Origin of the sequence: Streptomyces sp. NPDC047014, assembly GCF_040644195.1 — a bacterium.
Lineage (GTDB): Bacteria > Actinomycetota > Actinomycetes > Streptomycetales > Streptomycetaceae > Streptomyces.
This window is the reverse complement of sequence record NZ_JBEYVX010000014.1, coordinates 57,501-75,637: the sequence shown is the minus strand read 5'-3', so window position 1 is coordinate 75,637 and position 18,137 is coordinate 57,501. Positions and strand designations below refer to the sequence as shown.

Below are 18,137 nucleotides of genomic sequence, written 5' to 3'. Positions count from 1 at the left end.
TCCGGGTCAGCGGCCGAAGCGGGACCGGACGGCCGTCAGGGTGTCCACCCGGTTCGTGGTGATCGCGTCGACACCCGCCGCGAGCAGGGCCTTCATCGTCCGCCGGGTGTCCGCCGTCCAGGCCGACACCAGCAGCCCGTCCCGGTGCAGGGCGTCCGTCAGCTCCCGGCTCACCAGCCCGAAGCGGTAGTTGAGCCAGCGCGGGGTCACCGCGTCGATCAGCACCCGGCGCGGCGGGGACAGCGTGGTCCAGGTCAGCGCGATCTCCGCGCCCGGGTCCGCGGCCCGGACCGCCAGCATCGTGTCGGGGCCCGCGCAGTAGTACGTGCGCTCGCCCGCCCCGCACTCGCGGACCTGGCCCACGACCGTACGGACCGCCTCCGGCGTGGCCCCGGGCAGATCGAGCATCAGCCGGCCGGGCCCGGCGGCCGTCAGGGCCTCGCGGAGGGTGGGCACCCCACCCTCCGTCAGCTCCTTCACCTGCGCCGCCGAGACCTCGTCGAGCCGTACGTCATGGCCCCACAGCCGCCGCAGCGACTCGTCGTGGAGCAGGACCGGCACCCCGTCCCGGGTCAGTCTCACGTCGATCTCGACCGCGTCCGCCCCGCGGGCGAAGGCGGAGCGGATCGAGGGCAGGGTGTTCTCGGGGAACCGGTAGGGATCGCCGCGGTGGCCGACGGCAGTCAGGGTGCGCATGCCCCCATTCTCAGGGGGATTTCAGCGTGCGAGCCATTCGCTCGTGTACGTGTCGATCTCCGCGTGGAGCTTCGCCTTGCCGGGCTCGTCCAGGAAGGACGCCTCGACGGCGTTCTTGGCGAGCTGCGCGAGACCGCGCTCGTCCAGGCCGAGGAGCCGGGCGGCCACCGCGTACTCGTTGTTGAGGTCGGAGCCGAACATCGGCGGGTCGTCGCTGTTGATGGTGACGAGCACGCCCGCCGCGACCATCTCCTTGACCGGGTGCCGGTCCAGGTCGGTCACCGCGCGGGTCGCGATGTTCGAGGTCGGGCAGACCTCCAGGGCGATCCGGTGCTCGGCGAGGTAGGCCAGCAGCTCCGGGTCCTGGGTGGCGCTGGTGCCGTGGCCGATGCGCTCGGCGCCCAGCTCGCGGATGGCGTCCCAGACGGTCTCCGGCCCGGTGGTCTCGCCCGCGTGCGGCACGCTGCGCAGGCCGGCGGCGCGGGCCTGGTCGAAGTACGGCTTGAACTGCGGGCGCGGGACGCCGATCTCGGGTCCGCCGAGCCCGAAGGAGACCAGGCCCTCGGGGCGGTGCTCGACCGCGAGCCGCGCGGTCTCGGCGGCGGCCTCCAGGCCGGCCTCGCCGGGGATGTCGAAGCACCAGCGCAGGATGACGCCCAGCTCCTTCTCGGCGGCCAGGCGGGCGTCCTCGATGGCGGCCATGAAGGCCGTCTCGTCGATGCCGCGGCGGGTGGAGGAGTAGGGGGTGATGGTCAGTTCGGCGTAGCGGATGTTCTGCCGGGCCATGTCGCGGGCGACCTCGAAGGTCAGCAGCCGGACGTCCTCGGGGGTCCGGACCAGGTCGACCACCGACAGGTAGACCTCGATGAAGTGCGCGAAGTCGGTGAAGGTGAAGTAGTCGGCCAGCGCCTCGGGATCGGTCGGTACCTTCGAGTCGGGGTGGCGCGCGGCCAGCTCGGACACGATGCGCGGGGACGCCGATCCGACGTGGTGCACGTGCAGTTCGGCCTTGGGCAGCCCCGCGATGAAGGGGTGCAGGTCGGTCATGGGGGATGCCTCCGGAAGGACGCGGGTGCGGGCAGGACCCCTCATCGTAGGCACGCCCGTGACCGTCGGTGGCAGCCCGTAGCATGGCTGTACGAGAGGGGGCTCCGCATGAGTGACAGCAGTTCCGGGCCGCGAGACCCGTGGGCGCCGCCCGAGCGGCCGGTGGTGGACCTGGGCAAACAGCAGCAGAACCCGCCGGGCGGGGCCGTGCCCCCGCCGTCCGTGCACGAGGGGCCGACGCTCGCCGGGATGCCGGGCGCGCAGCCGCCCCCGCCGCCGCAGGCGATAGCCGGCGCCGCCCCGCCGGCCTACGGATATCCGACCCCGCCCGGCTACGGCTACCCGGGCGCCCCGGGGTACTCCGCGCAGCCGGCGCACCCCGGGTACCCCGGTGACGCGGGATATCCGGCGGGCTACCCGGCCCCGGGCGCCTACCCGGCGTACGGCCGGCCGCTCAGCAACGGCTTCGGGGTCACCGCCCTCGTGCTCGGCATCCTCTCGGTGCTCGGCTGCGTCGTCGGCCTGATCGGTCTCGCGCTCGGCATCGCCGCGGTCGTCTTCGGGGCCGTCGGCAAGGGCAAGGCCACCCGCGGCGAGGCCGACAACGGCGGGATGGCCCTCGCGGGCATCATCCTCGGCGCCGTCGGTATCGCGCTGGGCGCGCTGATGACGGCCGCCCTGTTCGTGGGCCTGATGGACCAGGGCCCGACCGACGACGTCCCGCCCAGCCCGTACGACAACTCCCGGGTCCGCGAGAAGGTCTGACCGGGGGCCGGGGCCGGGGCCGGGTAACTGGGGACGACCGGCGGCCCGCAGGGCGCGGCCCGTCAGGCGGCGCTCGCGCGCAGCCGGCCGCGGGCCTCCATCAGGGCGAAGCCCAGCAGGTTCAGCCCGCGCCACCGGGCCGGGTCCAGCGCCCGCTCGTCGTCGGCGGCGAGGCCGATGCCCCAGATCCGGTCCATCGGGCTCGCCTCCACCAGCACCCGCTCCCCGGTGCCCAGCAGATAGCCGCGCAGCGCCGGGTCGGAGCCGAACTTGTGGACGCTGCCCTCGACCACCAGGGCGAACCGCTCCCGCTCCCAGACCGCCGGGTCGAAGCCGCGCACGAGCCGCCCGACCTTCTTCGCCTCGGCGGGGGTCCTCGCCGCCACCGCGTCGCGCTCGGCCCGTGCGTCCTCGAAGAGCCGTGCTTTCCCGGCCATCATCCAGTGCTCGGCCGTCTCGTACCGGACGTCACCGACAGTGAAGGGCGAGGGCCACCACTGGCTCAGGCAGCTCGGCCCGAGCCGGCCGTCGGGCAGCGGCCGGTGGCCCCAGAAGGGCAGGTACTTCACCCGTTCACCGCTACTGACCTGCTTGATCAGGTCCTCGATCATCTCCATGCACGCGAGTCTGGCACCCGCCACGGACACTTCGTACGGGATTTCCGGCGCGCCTCGACACATGGTCGACCGATTCCGTCGCGTAATCAAAAGGCAACAACGGAATCACTTGGCCGAGGGCATCACCTCTGCCAGGATCGGCACTCAATTCGAGCTGTAGCTCGAACTGTAGCTACGGAGAGCGTGAGAGCGTGATGGGCAACCGCTTCCAGGTCAAGGACCGCTTCGCAGACGGCGCGCAGTACATCGACGGACAGCTCAGGTCCGGCACCTCCGGCCGGTCACACACCGTGATCGACCCGGCCACCGGGGACGAGGTCCTCACCTACGAGCTGGCGAGCACGGCGGACGTCGACGCCGCCGTGGCCGCCGCCCGGCGGGCCTTCCCGGGCTGGTCCGGGGCCACCCCCGGCGAGCGCTCGGACGCCCTGCACCGGCTGGCCGCCGTACTGGCCGAGCAGGCGGGGGACTTCGCGTACGCCGAATCCCTCCAGTGCGGCAAGCCGCTCAAGCTGTCCACCGAGTTCGACGTACCGGGCACCATCGACAACACCGCCTTCTTCGCGGGCGCCGCCCGCCACCTCCAGGGGCAGGCCGCCGCCGAGTACTCCGGCGACCACACCTCCTACGTACGCCGGGAGGCGATCGGGGTCGTCGGCTCCATCGCCCCCTGGAACTATCCGCTCCAGATGGCCGCCTGGAAGATCCTCCCGGCCATCGCGGCGGGCAACACCATCGTCCTCAAGCCCGCCGAGCTGACCCCGCTCACCTCGCTGATGTTCGCGCAGGCGGCCAAGGACGCCGGACTGCCCGACGGCGTGATCAACATCGTCACCGGCGCGGGCCGCCAGGCGGGGGAGCACCTGGTGGGCCACCCCGACGTGGTGATGACCTCCTTCACCGGCTCCACCGCCGTCGGCAAGCGCGTCGCGGAGATCGCCACCGCCACCGTCAAGCGGCTCCACCTGGAGCTCGGCGGCAAGGCCCCCTTCCTCGTCTTCGACGACGCCGACCTGGAGGCCGCCGCGCACGGCGCCGTCGCCGCCTCCCTCATCAACACCGGCCAGGACTGCACCGCCGCCACCCGCGCCTACGTGCAGCGCCCCCTGCACGACGCCTTCGTCGCCCGGGTGGCCGAGCTGATGGAGACCGTCCGCCTCGGCGACCCCTTCGCCCCCACCACCGACCTCGGGCCGCTCGTCTCGCACGCCCAGCGCGACCGCGTGGCCGGCTTCGTCGAGCGCGCCCGCGGCTACGCCACCGTCGTCACCGGCGGCGAGGTGCCGGGCGGGGAACTGGCCGACGGCGCCTACTACCGGCCCACCCTCGTCACCGGAGCCGCCCAGGACAGCGAGGTGGTCCAGTCCGAGATCTTCGGCCCGGTCCTCGTCGTCCTGCCCTTCGACACCGACGACGAGGGCATCGCCCTCGCCAACGACACCCCCTACGGTCTCGCCGCCTCGGCCTGGAGCCGGGACCTCTACCGTGCCAACCGCGCCACCCGGGAGATCCAGGCGGGCTGCGTCTGGGTCAACGACCACATCCCGATCATCAGCGAGATGCCCCACGGCGGTTACAAGGCCAGCGGCTTCGGCAAGGACATGTCGGCCTACTCCTTCGAGGAGTACACGCAGGTCAAGCATGTGATGTACGACAACACCGCGGTCGCCGCGAAGGACTGGCACCGCACCATCTTCGGGGACCGACAGCCGCCCACCGCCTGACCAGCGGTACTCCTCCCGAAAGGCCACACAGCATGGAGCAGTTCGAGCCCGGCCGCCTCTCGGCGGCGCAACTCGCCGCGATGCGGCGCAGCCTCACCGGCGGGCGCGGCGCCCTCACCCGCCGCTCGCTGCTGCGCGCCTCCGGCGTCGGAGCGCTCACCCTCGGCGGGCTCTCCGCCCTGGCCGGCTGCGGTATCCCGCCGGCCAAACGCCCCGGGGACGCGGCCGCGGCCTCCGACGACCACTCGGCCGCGGAGAAGGAGCTCGTCTTCTCCAACTGGACCGAGTACATGGACACCAGCGAGGACGAGAAGTCCCGGCCCACGCTGGAGGAGTTCACCCAGCGCACCGGGATCCAGGTCAAGTACAGCGAGGACATCAACGACAACGTCGAGTTCTTCGGCAAGATCAGACCGCAGCTCGCGGCCGGCCAGGACACCGGCCGCGACCTGATCGTCGTCACCGACTGGCTCGCCGCCCGCATCATCCGGCTGGGCTGGGCCCAGAAGCTGGACCCGGCGCGCCTGCCGCACGCCTACGCCCACCTGTCCCCGCAGTTCCGCAGCCCCGACTGGGACCCGGGCCGCGCCTACAGCTACCCCTGGACCGGCATATCCACCGTCATCGCCTACAACGAGAAGGCGACCGGCGGGAAGAAGGTCGACTCGGTCACCCAGCTGCTCGACGACCCCTCCCTCAAGGGCCGCGTCGGCTTCCTCACCGAGATGCGCGACAGCGTCGGCATGACCCTGCTCGACCAGGGCAAGAACCCCGCCTCCTTCACCACCGCCGACTTCGACGAGGCCGTCGGCCGGCTCCAGAAGGGCGTGGACAAGAACCAGATCCGCCGCTTCACCGGCAACGACTACACCTCCGACCTCGACAAGGGCGACCTCGCGGCCTGCCTGGCCTGGGCGGGCGACGTCATCCAGCTCCAGGAGGGCAACCCGGACATCAAGTTCGCCGTGCCCGCCGCCGGTTACATCACCTCCAGCGACAACCTGCTCGTCCCCGCCGGGGCCCGGCACAAGGCCAACGCCGAACAGCTCATCGACTACTACTACGAGCTCCCGGTCGCCGCCCGGCTGGCCGCGTACATCAGCTACGTCTGCCCGGTCGAGGGCGTGGGCGAGGAGCTGGCGAAGATCGACGCCGGGCTCGCCGAGAACACCCTGATCGTCCCGGACAAGGCGATGACCGCCAAGTCCCACGCCTTCCGCTCCCTCACGAGCGAGGAGGAGACGGCGTACGAGGAGAAGTTCGCCAAACTCATCGGCGCCTAGGCCCGGCCCCGCCCCGCGGCCCCGCCCCGCCCCGCGCCGCGGGCTCCTCCCCCTGACCTCCTCGCCCCACCGACCCCGGGACCCATCCATGACTGACACGACCGAGGGCGGCGACGTCCGCCTCTCCGGGATCAGCAAGCACTACGGCACCTTCACCGCCGTGCACCCGCTGGACCTCACCATCCCCCAGGGCTCCTTCTTCGCCCTGCTCGGCGCCTCCGGCTGCGGGAAGACCACCACCCTGCGCATGATCGCCGGCCTGGAGGAGCCCTCCACCGGCACGGTCCACCTCGGCGGCCGCGAGGTCACCCACCTGCCGCCCTACAAGCGCCCGGTGAACACGGTCTTCCAGAGCTACGCGCTCTTCCCGCACCTGAGCATCTTCGAGAACATAGCCTTCGGCCTGCGCCGCCGCGGCATCAAGTCCGTCCGCAAGCAGGTCGACGACATGCTGGAACTGGTCCAGCTCGGTCAGTTCGCCCAGCGCAAACCCCACCAGCTCTCCGGCGGCCAGCAGCAGCGCGTGGCCGTCGCCCGCGCCCTGATCAACCACCCGCAGGTCCTCCTCCTCGACGAGCCCCTGGGCGCCCTCGACCTCAAGCTGCGCCGCCAGATGCAGCTGGAGCTCAAGCGGATCCAGACCGAGGTCGGCATCACCTTCGTGCACGTCACGCACGACCAGGAGGAGGCCATGACGATGGCCGACACGGTCGCCGTCATGAACGGCGGCCGCGTCGAGCAGCTGGGCGCCCCCGCCGACCTCTACGAGAACCCCCGCACCACCTTCGTCGCGAACTTCCTCGGCACCTCCAACCTCATCGAGGCCGCCGTGGGGTCCGCCGGCTCCGAGGTGACCGTCCTGGCCTCCGGCACCGCCCTGCGGCTGCCCGCCGCCCGATGTTCGACCACACCGAGCACCGGCGGGAAGCTGCTGGTCGGCGTCCGCCCCGAGAAGATCTCCCTGGTCCCCGCCGACGAGGAGCACACGGTCGCGGCCGGCCGGAACAAGGTCACCGGCCGGATCACCGCCTCCTCCTTCATCGGCGTCTCCACCCAGTTCGTGGTCGACAGCCCCGCCTGCCCCGGGCTGGAGGTCTACGTCCAGAACATCGAACGCGACGCCCGCCTGGTCCCGGGCACCGAGGTGGTCCTGCACTGGAACCCGGAGCACACCTTCGGGCTCGACGCCGGACAGTCCCCGCTCGCCGGCACCGTCGGCGACGCGGGCGCCGAGACCGCCGGGGCGAGCGCGTGACCGCCACCGCCGCGCCGCCCCAGGCGCCCGCCGCCACCGAACCGCCGGTCCACAAGGCGTCCGTACGCAAGCGGCTGGTCCCGTACTGGCTGCTGCTCCCCGGGATCCTGTGGCTGCTGGTCTTCTTCGTGCTGCCGATGGTGTACCAGGCGTCCACCTCCGTGCAGACCGGCTCCCTCGAAGAGGGCTTCGAGGTCACCTGGCACTTCCGGACCTACTGGGACGCCTTCACCGAGTACCTGCCGCAGTTCCTGCGCTCCCTGCTCTACGCCGGCACCGCCACCGCCCTGTGCCTGCTGCTCGGCTACCCGCTGGCCTATCTGATCGCCTTCAAGGCGGGCCGCTGGCGCAACCTGCTCCTGGTGCTGGTCATCGCCCCGTTCTTCACCAGCTTCCTGATCCGCACCCTGGCCTGGAAGACGATCCTGGCCGACGGCGGCCCGGTGGTCGCCGCCCTCAACAGCGTCGGCTTCCTCGACGTCACCAGCTGGCTCGGCATGACCGAGGGCGACCGGGTGCTGGCCACGCCGCTCGCGGTGGTCTGCGGTCTGACCTACAACTTCCTGCCCTTCATGATCCTGCCGCTGTACTCCTCCCTGGAGCGCATCGACACCCGCCTCCACGAGGCGGCCGGGGACCTCTACGCACGCCCCGCCACGGTCTTCCGCAAGGTGACCTTCCCGCTGTCCATGCCGGGCGTGGTCTCGGGGACCCTGCTCACCTTCATCCCGGCGAGCGGCGACTACGTCAACGCCGAACTGCTCGGCTCCACGGACACCCGGATGATCGGCAACGTCATCCAGTCGCAGTACCTGAGGATCCTCGACTACCCGACGGCGGCCGCGCTGTCGTTCATTCTCATGGCCATCGTGCTGATCATGGTCACCGTCTACATCCGCCGAGCCGGGACGGAGGACCTGGTCTGATGCGCACCCCCCTCGCCTGGCTGCGGCGCAACCTGGTCGTGATCGCGGGGCTCGGCACGCTCGCGTACATGATCCTGCCGAACCTCGTCGTCACCGTCTTCTCCTTCAACAACCCCTCGGGGCGGTTCAACTACGCCTGGCAGGAGTTCTCCCTCGACGCCTGGAAGGACCCCTGCGGCGTCGCCGACCTGTGCGGCTCCCTCGGCCTCTCGCTCCAGATCGCCCTGTGGTCCACGCTCGCGGCGACCGCCCTCGGCACCGCCATAGCCTTCGCCCTCGTGCGCTACCGGTTCCGGGCGCGCGGCGCGGTCAACTCGCTGATCTTCCTGCCCATGGCCATGCCGGAGATCGTGATGGCCGCCTCGCTGCTCGCGCTCTTCCTCAACATGGGCATCCAGCTGGGCTTCTGGACGATCCTGATCGCCCACATCATGTTCTGCCTCAGCTTCGTCGTCGCCGCGGTCAAGGCGCGCGTGCTGTCCATGGACCCCCGGCTGGAGGAGGCCGCCCGCGACCTCTACGCGGGGCCGGTGCAGACCTTCGTACGGGTGACCCTGCCGATCGCCGCACCCGGAATCGCGGCGGGAGCGCTGCTCTCCTTCGCGCTCTCGTTCGACGACTTCATCATCACCAACTTCAACTCGGGCAACACCGTCACCTTCCCCATGTTCGTGTGGGGATCGGCCCAGCGCGGTACGCCCGTGCAGATCAACGTCATCGGCACGGCGATGTTCGTCATCGCGGTGCTGGTGGTCCTCGCCGGCCAGTGGGCCGGCAACCGCCGCAAGAAGGCACAGCCGCAGTAGTTCCGCGGCCCCGTGCTTCTCGTACGTTCCCGTAGGGAGTTGGAAGACATGGCCCCAGTCGCCATGCGCAGTGCTGCGAAATCCCTTTCCGAAGCGAAGCCGGTCTCCTACTGGCTGGACGACCCCGGCAGGCCGGCCCCCCAGCCGGCCCTGACCTCCGACGAGCGCTGCGACCTGCTGGTCATCGGCGCCGGGTACAGCGGGCTGTGGACCGCGCTGATCGCCAAGGAGCGCGACCCCGGGCGGGATGTCGTGATCATCGAGAGCAAGGAGGCGGGCTGGGCCGCCTCCGGGCGCAACGGCGGCTTCTGCGCCGCCTCCCTCACCCACGGCCTCGGCAACGGCCTGGCCCGCTGGCCGGGGGAGCTGGCGAAGCTGGAGGAGCTGGGCGCCCGCAACCTCGACGCCATCGAGGAGGCGGTGGCCCGCTACGGCATCGACTGCGACTTCGAGCGCACCGGCGAGATCGACGTGGCCACCGAGCCGCACCAGGTCGAGGAGCTGCGCGAACTGCACCAGGAGGCCCTGCGCCTGGGCCTCGCCGACGGCTCCGAATGGCTGGACCGCGAGGCGGTGCGCGCCGAGGTCGACTCCCCGACCTTCCTCGCGGGCCTGTGGGACCGCGACGGCGTGGCCATGCTCAACCCGGCGAAGCTGGCCTGGGGCCTCAAGCAGGCATGCCTGGACCTCGGGGTGCGGATCTACGAGAACACCCGCGGCCTCAAGCTCGCCCCGGCGGGCCGCGGCATGACGGTGGAGACCCCCTACGGCACGATCCTCGCCCGCCGGGTGGCCCTGGGCACCAACATCTTCCCCTCGCTGGTCAAGCGGATCCGGCCGTTCACCGTCCCGGTGTACGACTACGCGCTGATGAGCGAGCCGCTGGACGAGGCGCAGCTCGCGGCCGTCGGCTGGAAGAACCGGCCGGGGCTGGGCGACAGCGCCAACCAGTTCCACTACTTCCGGATCACCAAGGACAACCGGATCCTCTGGGGCGGCTACGACGCGATCTACCCCTACCGGGGGAAGCTCGACTCGGAGTACGACCACCGCCCCGAGACCTACCTCAAGCTCGCGGAGCACTTCTTCACCGCCTTCCCGCAGCTGGAAGGACTCAGGTTCAGCCATGCCTGGGGCGGCGCGATCGACACCTGCTCGCGCTTCTCGGCCTTCTTCGGGACCGCCCATTCCGGGAAGGTGGCCTACGCCGCCGGCTACACCGGCCTCGGGGTGGGCGCCACCCGCTTCGGCGCGGAGGTGATGCTCGACCTGCTCGACGGGCTGTCGACCGAGCGCACCCGGCTGGAGATGGTGCGCACCCGGCCGATGCCGTTCCCGCCCGAGCCCTTCGCCTGGACCGGGATCGCCCTCACCAAGTGGTCGCTGGCCCGCGCGGACGCCCGGGGCGGCCACCGGAACCTGTGGCTCAAGGTGATGGACCGGCTCGGGCTCGGCTTCGACAGCTGACCGGGACGCCGGGGCGGTGGGCCGCGCCGTCGGGCCGCCGTTCGCGCCGCTGCCGCCGTTCGCGCCGCTGACGCCGTTCACCATGTGACCCGGTTCACCTTCACGAGGTGGTGAAACCCGCGTCATAGCCCGGCCCCGCCCCGCTCTCTGCTGGTGAGAACGCCTCACCTACAGGGAACGGAGGCCCGGCGATGAAGACCCCGGGGGACAAGACGGCGGTGGACTGGCTGGTTTCGGCGGCGCCGGACCCGGACGCCTGCCGGTGGGAGTGGGAGCGCAACCCCCTCGGGGTGGCCCTGCTGCCCGCCGGCCGGCTCTGGGACGTGCTGATCCTGCCGGGGGAGCTGGGGCAGGCCACCCTCGACGTGCTCGGCCGGCTGCTCGACCGGCCCGGACCGGTGCTCGCGGACTTCGGCGAGTCCAGAATGGGCTTCTTCGTCCCGCCGGGCACCGCCTCCCGCTGGATCGGCACGGGGGTACGGGGCGCGGGCAGCGGGACCTGGATCGTGGTCCCGTACCCGGGCCGCGCGACCGGCGGGGTGCGCTGGGCGGTGCTCCCGGACGGCCGCGGCACCCTCACCGACCCGGCCCTGCTGGAGCTCGCGATGCACGAGGCGGCCGCCCAGGTGCTGGCGGGGGAGTGCCGCAACCCTTGACAGGGGTATTGGTCTGGACCATCTTGGGCGCCGCTGTGCCGTTCACGGGACAGCAGCCTGGCTCCATCCCCCCATGCTCCGGAGGCAGTTGTGCGCAGAGCCTGGTCCCTCCTCACGGCCGCCGCCCTGGCGGCCGCCGGTTTCCTCGCCGCGGGCCCGCCGGCCGCGGCGGCGGACGCCGACCTCGTCCGCAACGGCGGCTTCGAAGCCGGACTCGACGGCTGGAACTGCTCCGCCGGGAGCGGAGCGGCCGTCACCTCCCCCGTCCACGGCGGCGGCTCCGCCCTGCGGGCCACCCCGGCCGGGCAGGACAACGCCCGCTGCGCCCAGACCGTCGCCGTCGCGCCCGACTCCGCGTACACGCTCACCGCCTGGGTGCAGGGCGCGTACGTCTACCTCGGCGCGAGCGGCACCGGTACCACCGACGTCTCCGCCTGGACGCAGAGCCCGGGCGCCTGGAAGCAGCTGAGCACCACCTTCCGCACCGGCCCGGCCACCACCTCGGTCACCGTGTTCACGCACGGCTGGTACGGCCAGCCCGCCCATCTCACCGACGACGTCACCCTCGTCGGCCCCGACCCCGGCGGCCCCGGCCAGCCCCGGCCCCCGGCCGTCCCCACCGGCCTCACGGCCACCGCCACCTCGTCCTCCTCGGTGCTGCTGGGCTGGACGGCGGTGCCCGGGGCCACCTCGTACACCGTCCACCGCGACGGCGCCGCGCCCCTGCCCACGGGCTCCGCCTCGGCCACCGTCACCGGACTCGCGCCCGCCACCGCCTACACCTTCCGCGTCAGCGCCGTGAACGCGGCGGGCGAGTCCGCGCCGAGCGCGCCCGTCTCCGTGACCACCGGCACCGGCGGCGGGGGAGGCGGCGGACTGCCCGCCCACGCCCTCGTCGGCTATCTGCACACGAGCTTCGCCAACGGCTCCGGCCATGTCCGCATGGCCGACGTACCCGCCTCCTGGGACGTCATCAACCTCGCCTTCGGCGAACCCACCTCGGTGACCTCCGGCGACATCCGCTTCCGGCTCTGCCCCGTCGCCGAATGCCCGAACGTGGAGTCCCCGGCCGAGTTCAAGGCCGCCGTCCGCGCCAAGCAGGCCGCCGGCAAGAAGGTGCTGATCTCCATCGGCGGCCAGAACGGCCAGGTGCAGCTCCCGACCACCGCCGCCCGCGACACCTTCGTCTCCTCCGTCGGACGGATCATCGACGAGTACGGACTGGACGGCCTCGACATCGACTTCGAGGGCCACTCCCTCTCCCTGGCCACCGGCGACACCGACTTCCGCAACCCCACCACCCCGGGCATCGTCCACCTGATCTCCGCGGTGAAGACCCTCAAGGCCCGCTACGGCCCCGGCTTCGTCCTGACCATGGCCCCCGAGACCTTCTTCGTCCAGCTCGGCTACCAGTTCTACGGCTCCGGCCCCTGGGGCGGCCAGGACCCGCGGGCCGGCGCGTACCTGCCCGTCATCCACGCCCTGCGCGACGACCTCACCCTGCTGCACGTCCAGGACTACAACTCCGGCCCGATCATGGGCCTCGACAACCAGTACCACTCCATGGGCGGCGCGGACTTCCACATCGCCATGACCGACATGCTGCTCACCGGCTTCCCGGTCGCCGGGAACACCTCCCGGGTCTTCCCCGCCCTGCGCCCGGACCAGGTGGCCATCGGCCTGCCGGCCACCCCGAACGCGGGCAACGGGCACACCTCGCCCGCCGAGGTCACCAAGGCGCTCAACTGCCTGACGCGGAACACCGACTGCGGGAGCTACCGCACCCACGGCACCTGGCCGGGCCTGCGCGGCCTGATGACCTGGTCGGTGAACTGGGACCGCTTCGGCGGCTGGGAGTTCAGCCGGAACTTCGACGCGTACTACGGCAGGACCACCTGACCGCCAGCAGCAGCGGAGTGCACAGCAGCAGACTGGCCAGCACGTCCAGCGGCCAGTGGAAGCCGCGCAGCACCAGCCCCGTGGCCGTCGCCCCCGTCAGGACCAGGGCGGCGGCCACCGGCCGGCGGCGGCCGGCGTAGGGCCGCAGGAGCAGGGCCGCGCCCGTGTACGCGACGAACGCGGTGGCGGTGTGGCCCGAGGGGAAGTAGCCCGCGGCCCAGGGCTCCAGCGGTCCCGGCCGGCCCGTCCACGCCTTGAGCGGCACCACGAGGGCCGGGACCAGGGCCATCGCCACCACCGCGGCCGCGGCGCCGCGGCGGTTCCCGCGCAGGGCGGCGTACGCGGCGGCCAGCGCCAGCACCGGTACGGCGACCGGGATGTTCCCGAGGTCCGACAGGCGCTCGGTGACGGCGTCGGGCACGGTACGGACCAGGGCGCGGCTGATCCGGGCGTCCGGGTCCAGCAGCGGGCCGCCGGCCAGGACCTGCCAGGTGATCAGCGCGAGGAGGAGGATGCAGAGCGCGGAGGCGGCGAGGGCGCCTCGGAAGATGGCCGGCCGTCCCGGAACAGGGGGGATGGTTCCGGGACGGCCGCCCGGACCGGCACGCCGGACGCCCCGGGGGGTTTGGGGCGGACGGCCGTCCGATCGGCGAGGAGTGTGCGCGAACGCATGCCCAGTACGGCGCTGGGGAAGCTCTGTACCGGTATCGCCTCCGGTGGCCCGGGGGCGAGCTTTCTCACTCATCTGCAGAAACCGTACGGCAGCGGAAGGGGGACCGACAGCGGGAACGCGTTCCCGCCATCGGCCCCCCACACCTTCTTCACAGCGTCCGCCCGTTACCGTCGGTAGGGGGTGGATCGTGCGCTCGGACGTTCCCGCCCTTCGAGCACGTGGTCGTACGCGCGGGCCCGGAGGGCGTTCACCCCGGGCCCGGAAGGCGTCCGTACCGGGCTCAGACGGTGTCCGTGCCGATGGCGGCGAAGGCCGCCTCGATGAGGTCCAGGCCCTCGTTCAGCAGGTGCTCGCCGATGACGATCGGCGGGAGGAAGCGGAGCACGTTGCCGTAGGTGCCGCAGGTGAGGACGAGCAGGCCCTCGGCGTGGCACGCCTTGGCGAGCGCGCCGGCCGCCTCCGGGAACGGGGTCTTGGAGACCGGGTCCTTGACCAGCTCGATCGCGATCATCGCACCGCGGCCGCGGATGTCGCCGATGATCTCGTACTTCTCCTGCATGGCCGTCAGACGGGCCTTCATGACGGCCTCGATCTTCTTCGCCTTGGCGTTGAGGTCGAGCTCCTTCATGGTCTCGATGGAGCCGAGCGCGCCGGCGCAGGCCACCGGGTTGCCGCCGTAGGTGCCGCCCAGGCCGCCCGCGTGGGCGGAGTCCATGATCTCGGCGCGGCCGGTGACGGCGGCGAGCGGCAGACCGCCCGCGATGCCCTTGGCGGTGGTGATCAGGTCGGGGACGATGCCCTCGTCCTCGCAGGCGAACCACTGGCCGGTGCGGCAGAAGCCGGACTGGATCTCGTCGGCGACGAAGACGATGCCGTTCTCGTTGGCGAACTTCACGATGGCGGGCAGGAAGCCCTTGGCCGGCTCGATGAAGCCGCCCTCGCCGAGGACCGGCTCGATGATGATCGCGGCGACGTTCTCGGCGCCGATCTGCTTGCTGATCTGGTCGATCGCCTGGGCGGCGGCCTCGGGGCCGCAGTTCTCGGCACCGGTGGGCCAGCGGTAGCCGTAGGCGACCGGGACGCGGTAGACCTCGGGGGCGAAGGGGCCGAAGCCCTGCTTGTAGGGCATGTTCTTCGCGGTCAGCGCCATGGTGAGGTTCGTGCGGCCGTGGTAGCCGTGGTCGAAGACGACGACGGCCTGGCGCTTGGTGTACGAACGGGCGATCTTGACGGCGTTCTCGACGGCCTCGGCGCCGGAGTTGAACAGGGCCGACTTCTTGGCGTGGTCACCCGGGGTCAGCTCGGCGAGGGCCTCGCAGACCTCGACGTAGCCCTCGTACGGGGTGACCATGAAACAGGTGTGGGTGAAGTCGGCGAGCTGCGCGGACGCGCGGCGTACGACGGCCTCGGCGGAGGCGCCGACGGAGGTCACGGCGATGCCGGAGCCGAAGTCGATGAGGCGGTTGCCGTCGACGTCCTCGATGATCCCGCCGCCGGCGCGGGCGGTGAAGACGGGCAGCACGGAGCCCACGCCACCGGCCACCGTCTCCAGGCGACGGGCCTGCAGCTCCTGCGACTTGGGGCCGGGGATCGCGGTGACGATCTTGCGCTCCTGCGGGACAGCGGTCATAGAGGGCTCCTGGGGGGTGTTTTCGGACGCACTTGTCTCTTTGTCCGCAGGCTAGGCCCGCGAGCGGGGGTCCTGCATGCTCCGTTCGGTAGTGATCTCAACGTGTCCTTGTCCGCGACGGCCATAGGAAGGCAGAGAGACGCGTCTTGTGGGGAGTGCCGCTGTACGCGCCCCAGGCCCGGTACCGGGCACTAGATTGAGCGCCGCAGGGCACGTCACGGGCAGGGGGCAGGGGTTTCATGGACACCGAGGGCACGTACGACGGTCACGCGACGCGAGGGGGCCACGTTCCCGGACCGACCACCCCTCCCTCCGCCCCGCCGCGCGTTCCCACGGCCCCGCCGAAACCGGTCCACGCGCCCAGCGTGGGCCCCACCCTCGCGGACTGGGTCCGGGCCCCGCGGCCGCAGACCGAACCGGGGGTCTGGCGGTTCGGATACGAGCCCCGGAAGGGGGAGGAGGCAGAGGCCGCCACCGACCGATCGCTGCTGATCGGTGCGGTCATCTCCTTCTTGGCCTGCGTACTGCTCTGGTCCCTGCTGACCAACAACTACATCCCCTACGCCGACGTGCCGCTGAAGCTCTTCACACCCCGGGACTGGTGGGAGTTCGGCGGCGGAGCCACCGATCACCGCGGCGCAGCGGCCTTGCAGGCATATGAATTGCTGCTGACGGGAGCGCTGGTCTTCTGGTTCAGCCGGCTGGGAGCCTGGGGCCTGGCCTTCGAACGGCTCGTCGCGGTGCGCGGCTCCGGCGCGCGGATCGCAGGCGCGGCAGCTGTAGCGCTGTTCGTCACGATGCTCATCGCGACGAAGACCCTGCCCGCGGACGCCCTGGCATTCGGCCACCTTCCCTACCGCGAGATGGGGAGCGCGGGCAGGCTCGCCACCGCCCTGTTGTACGCGGTGCTGTACGGACCGGTGGTCTACCTCTTCGTCCGGCTGGCGGGGTGGCGGGGCCCGCGGGGCCGCTCCACGCCGCCGGCGGCCGCTGCTGCGGCCACGCCCGCCGGACCCGCGGCGCAGCACCCCTCGGACGACGACCCCCTGCGGTGGTCCGAGGTGCGTGGGGCCGGGATGGGGGATGTGGCGGAGCGGCTGGAGGGGGTCGTGGGGAGTGGGGGGATGAATGATGTGGACTATGCGCGGATCCGGCGGGCCTGGGAGTCCGTGCGGGTCGATCCCTCGCGGATGCGGGCCTTCGGGGACGCCGTGCGGGACAAGGGGGCCGCCGCCTGCCTGCACCCCTCCGGCGCGCGCGACCTGCCCGTCCGGGCCGCCCGGCACGATCTGCTGGCCCGCCAGGTGCTGCTCGGCACCGTCGACGACGGCATCCGCAACCCCTACCCCCGCCGCGGCACCTCCCTCGCCCTCGACCCCGACGTCCTCGGCACCTCCCTCCTCGCCGTCGGCCCCTCCGGCACCGGCAAGACCCGCCGGCTGGTCCGCCCCGTCGTCGAGAGCCTCGCCCTCCAGGCCCTCGCCGGCCAGGCCGCCGTCGTCGCCGTCGGCGCGGCCGGGGCGCAGCTCGGCCCCGACGACGCCTACGACGTCGTCGTCCGCATCGGCGACCCCGCCTCCGTCCACGACCTCGACCTCTACGGCGGCGCCACCGACCCCGACGAGGCCGCCACCCTCCTCGCCGAGGCGTTCGTCGCCGACGTCCCCGGCACCGACGTCCGCCGCGCCGCCACTGCCCTCGCCCAGCTCCTCGGCCCGTTCCGGGCGGCGTACGGCCGCTTCCCCTCCGTCCCCGAGCTGCGCGAACTGCTCGACCAGGTCCCCGCCGCCCTCGACGCCCTGCGCCGCGAGCTGGCCGCCCCGCACCCGATGCTGCGCGAGCTCGAAGCGCGCATCCGCCAGCACGGCGCCCCCGGCGACCCCGGCCCGGCCCTCGCCGACCGGGTGGCGCTGCTGGACCGGCCCGCCTTCGCCGGGTTCTTCGACACCACCGGCCAGGGGCGCCCCTTCTCGCTGCGCGCCCTGGAGCACCCGGTCCGGGTCCGCGTGGACCTGCCCGAGCGCGCGCACGCCGACGCCTCCCGGATGCTGGCCCGGCTGCTGCTCGCCCAGTTCACCGCCGCCGCCACCGCCCGCGCCGACCGCTCGCTCTTCGCCTTCCTCGCCCTCGACGACGCCTCGCACACACTGACCGCGCAGACCGTGCGCGGCGTACAGCGGCTGCGCTCGGCGCACGCGGGCGTCCTGCTCACCCTGCGCACCCTGGACGACGTACCCGAGGAGCTGCGGACCCCGCTGCTCGGCGCGGTCGGCTGCCGGATGGCCTTCTCCGGGGTCACCACCTGGGACGGCAAGCGCTTCGCCGAGGCATGGGGCACCGAGTGGGTGGAGACCCGCGACGTCACCCACCGCACCGTCTTCGCCGACCAGCCGCTGACCCGGGCCATCCACGCCTTCCGCAAGATCGTCACCGGCAAGGCCGTCACCACCGACGCGGTGACCGTCCGCCAGGTGGAGCGCGAGCGCTGGTCCGCCTCCGACCTCGCGCACGCCGTGCCCCCCGGCCACGCCGTGCTCTCGCTCACCAGCGTGCGGGGGGAGCGGGCCGCGCCGCTGCTCGTACGGCTGGACGGGGTGGGCTGAGCCGCGACGCGACCCGTACGGGGTGGCAGAATCGAGAGGGGCCGTTCGTACGGCGCGGCGAAATGCGCGGCCGGTGGCCCCGCCCCGGCC

General features: G+C 72.3%; 15 protein-coding genes. 10 read left to right on the top strand and 5 right to left on the bottom strand.

All coding sequences use genetic code 11. The annotated features are described in order from the left end of the window. Window positions 1-6: 6 nt before the first annotated feature. Both ABZ873_RS11845 and ABZ873_RS11840 read right to left on the bottom strand, forming a co-directional pair. Window positions 7-696, bottom strand: a complete 690-nt coding sequence (locus ABZ873_RS11845; RefSeq protein ID WP_360868975.1) for a glycerophosphodiester phosphodiesterase — start codon at window positions 694-696, stop codon at window positions 7-9. A 21-nt stretch (window positions 697-717) separates the two neighbouring features. Continuing rightward, the gene (locus tag ABZ873_RS11840) at window positions 718-1,743 is read right to left on the bottom strand and encodes an adenosine deaminase (protein WP_360868972.1); all 1,026 of its coding nucleotides are present in this window, start codon (window positions 1,741-1,743) and stop codon (window positions 718-720) included. A 108-nt stretch (window positions 1,744-1,851) separates the two neighbouring features. Here ABZ873_RS11840 and ABZ873_RS11835 point away from each other — a divergent pair, with 108 nt between their 5' ends. After that, window positions 1,852-2,508, top strand: a complete 657-nt coding sequence (locus ABZ873_RS11835; RefSeq protein ID WP_360868969.1) for a DUF4190 domain-containing protein — start codon at window positions 1,852-1,854, stop codon at window positions 2,506-2,508. A 62-nt stretch (window positions 2,509-2,570) separates the two neighbouring features. On the opposite strand, the gene ABZ873_RS11830 is transcribed toward ABZ873_RS11835, so the two are convergent. Next, on the bottom strand, window positions 2,571-3,125 hold the full coding sequence (locus ABZ873_RS11830; protein ID WP_360868966.1) for an NADAR family protein: 555 nt from the start codon (window positions 3,123-3,125) through the stop codon (window positions 2,571-2,573). Window positions 3,126-3,319: 194 nt separating this feature from the next. Between ABZ873_RS11830 and ABZ873_RS11825 the strand changes: the two genes are divergently transcribed. From ABZ873_RS11825 to ABZ873_RS11790, 8 genes are all read left to right on the top strand, one after another. Further along, window positions 3,320-4,849, top strand: coding sequence for a gamma-aminobutyraldehyde dehydrogenase (locus tag ABZ873_RS11825; RefSeq protein WP_360869065.1), 1,530 nt, complete (start codon window positions 3,320-3,322; stop codon window positions 4,847-4,849). Window positions 4,850-4,881: 32 nt separating this feature from the next. After that, window positions 4,882-6,132: a spermidine/putrescine ABC transporter substrate-binding protein gene (locus tag ABZ873_RS11820; protein ID WP_360868963.1), complete on the top strand. Its 1,251-nt coding sequence runs from the start codon at window positions 4,882-4,884 to the stop codon at window positions 6,130-6,132. An 88-nt stretch (window positions 6,133-6,220) separates the two neighbouring features. Next, window positions 6,221-7,387 carry an ABC transporter ATP-binding protein gene (locus ABZ873_RS11815; RefSeq protein WP_360868960.1) on the top strand — a complete coding sequence of 389 codons (1,167 nt, stop codon included), beginning with the start codon at window positions 6,221-6,223 and terminating at the stop codon, window positions 7,385-7,387. Beyond that, window positions 7,384-8,313 (top strand): ABC transporter permease, encoded by a 930-nt coding sequence (locus ABZ873_RS11810; protein ID WP_360868957.1) that lies wholly within the window; start codon window positions 7,384-7,386, stop codon window positions 8,311-8,313. The genes ABZ873_RS11815 and ABZ873_RS11810 overlap by 4 nt, the downstream gene beginning before the upstream one ends. Then, complete coding sequence (locus tag ABZ873_RS11805; protein WP_360868954.1) at window positions 8,313-9,119, top strand: ABC transporter permease; 807 nt, start codon at window positions 8,313-8,315, stop codon at window positions 9,117-9,119. Before ABZ873_RS11810 ends, ABZ873_RS11805 begins: the two co-directional genes overlap by 1 nt. Window positions 9,120-9,167: 48 nt before the next feature. After that, a complete protein-coding gene (locus ABZ873_RS11800) occupies window positions 9,168-10,586 on the top strand; it encodes an FAD-dependent oxidoreductase (protein ID WP_360868951.1) in 1,419 nt (472 codons plus the stop codon). Between the two features lie 191 nt (window positions 10,587-10,777). Continuing rightward, complete coding sequence (locus ABZ873_RS11795; protein ID WP_360868949.1) at window positions 10,778-11,242, top strand: hypothetical protein; 465 nt, start codon at window positions 10,778-10,780, stop codon at window positions 11,240-11,242. 90 nt (window positions 11,243-11,332) lie between these two features. Beyond that, complete coding sequence (locus ABZ873_RS11790) at window positions 11,333-13,141, top strand: glycoside hydrolase family 18 protein (RefSeq protein WP_360868947.1); 1,809 nt, start codon at window positions 11,333-11,335, stop codon at window positions 13,139-13,141. Here ABZ873_RS11790 and ABZ873_RS11785 read toward each other — a convergent pair. Together ABZ873_RS11785 and gabT are read right to left on the bottom strand one after the other, a co-directional pair. After that, window positions 13,101-13,562 (bottom strand): phosphatase PAP2 family protein, encoded by a 462-nt coding sequence (locus ABZ873_RS11785; RefSeq protein WP_360868944.1) that lies wholly within the window; start codon window positions 13,560-13,562, stop codon window positions 13,101-13,103. The two genes, ABZ873_RS11790 and ABZ873_RS11785, sit on opposite strands and share 41 nt — an antisense overlap. Before the next feature lie 532 nt (window positions 13,563-14,094). Next, the gene (gene gabT, locus ABZ873_RS11780; RefSeq protein WP_360868941.1) at window positions 14,095-15,444 is read right to left on the bottom strand and encodes a 4-aminobutyrate--2-oxoglutarate transaminase; all 1,350 of its coding nucleotides are present in this window, start codon (window positions 15,442-15,444) and stop codon (window positions 14,095-14,097) included. 239 nt (window positions 15,445-15,683) lie between these two features. On the opposite strand from gabT, the gene ABZ873_RS11775 reads away from it, so the two are divergent. Beyond that, a complete protein-coding gene (locus ABZ873_RS11775) occupies window positions 15,684-18,047 on the top strand; it encodes an ATP/GTP-binding protein (protein WP_360868939.1) in 2,364 nt (787 codons plus the stop codon). Window positions 18,048-18,137 lie beyond the last annotated feature (90 nt).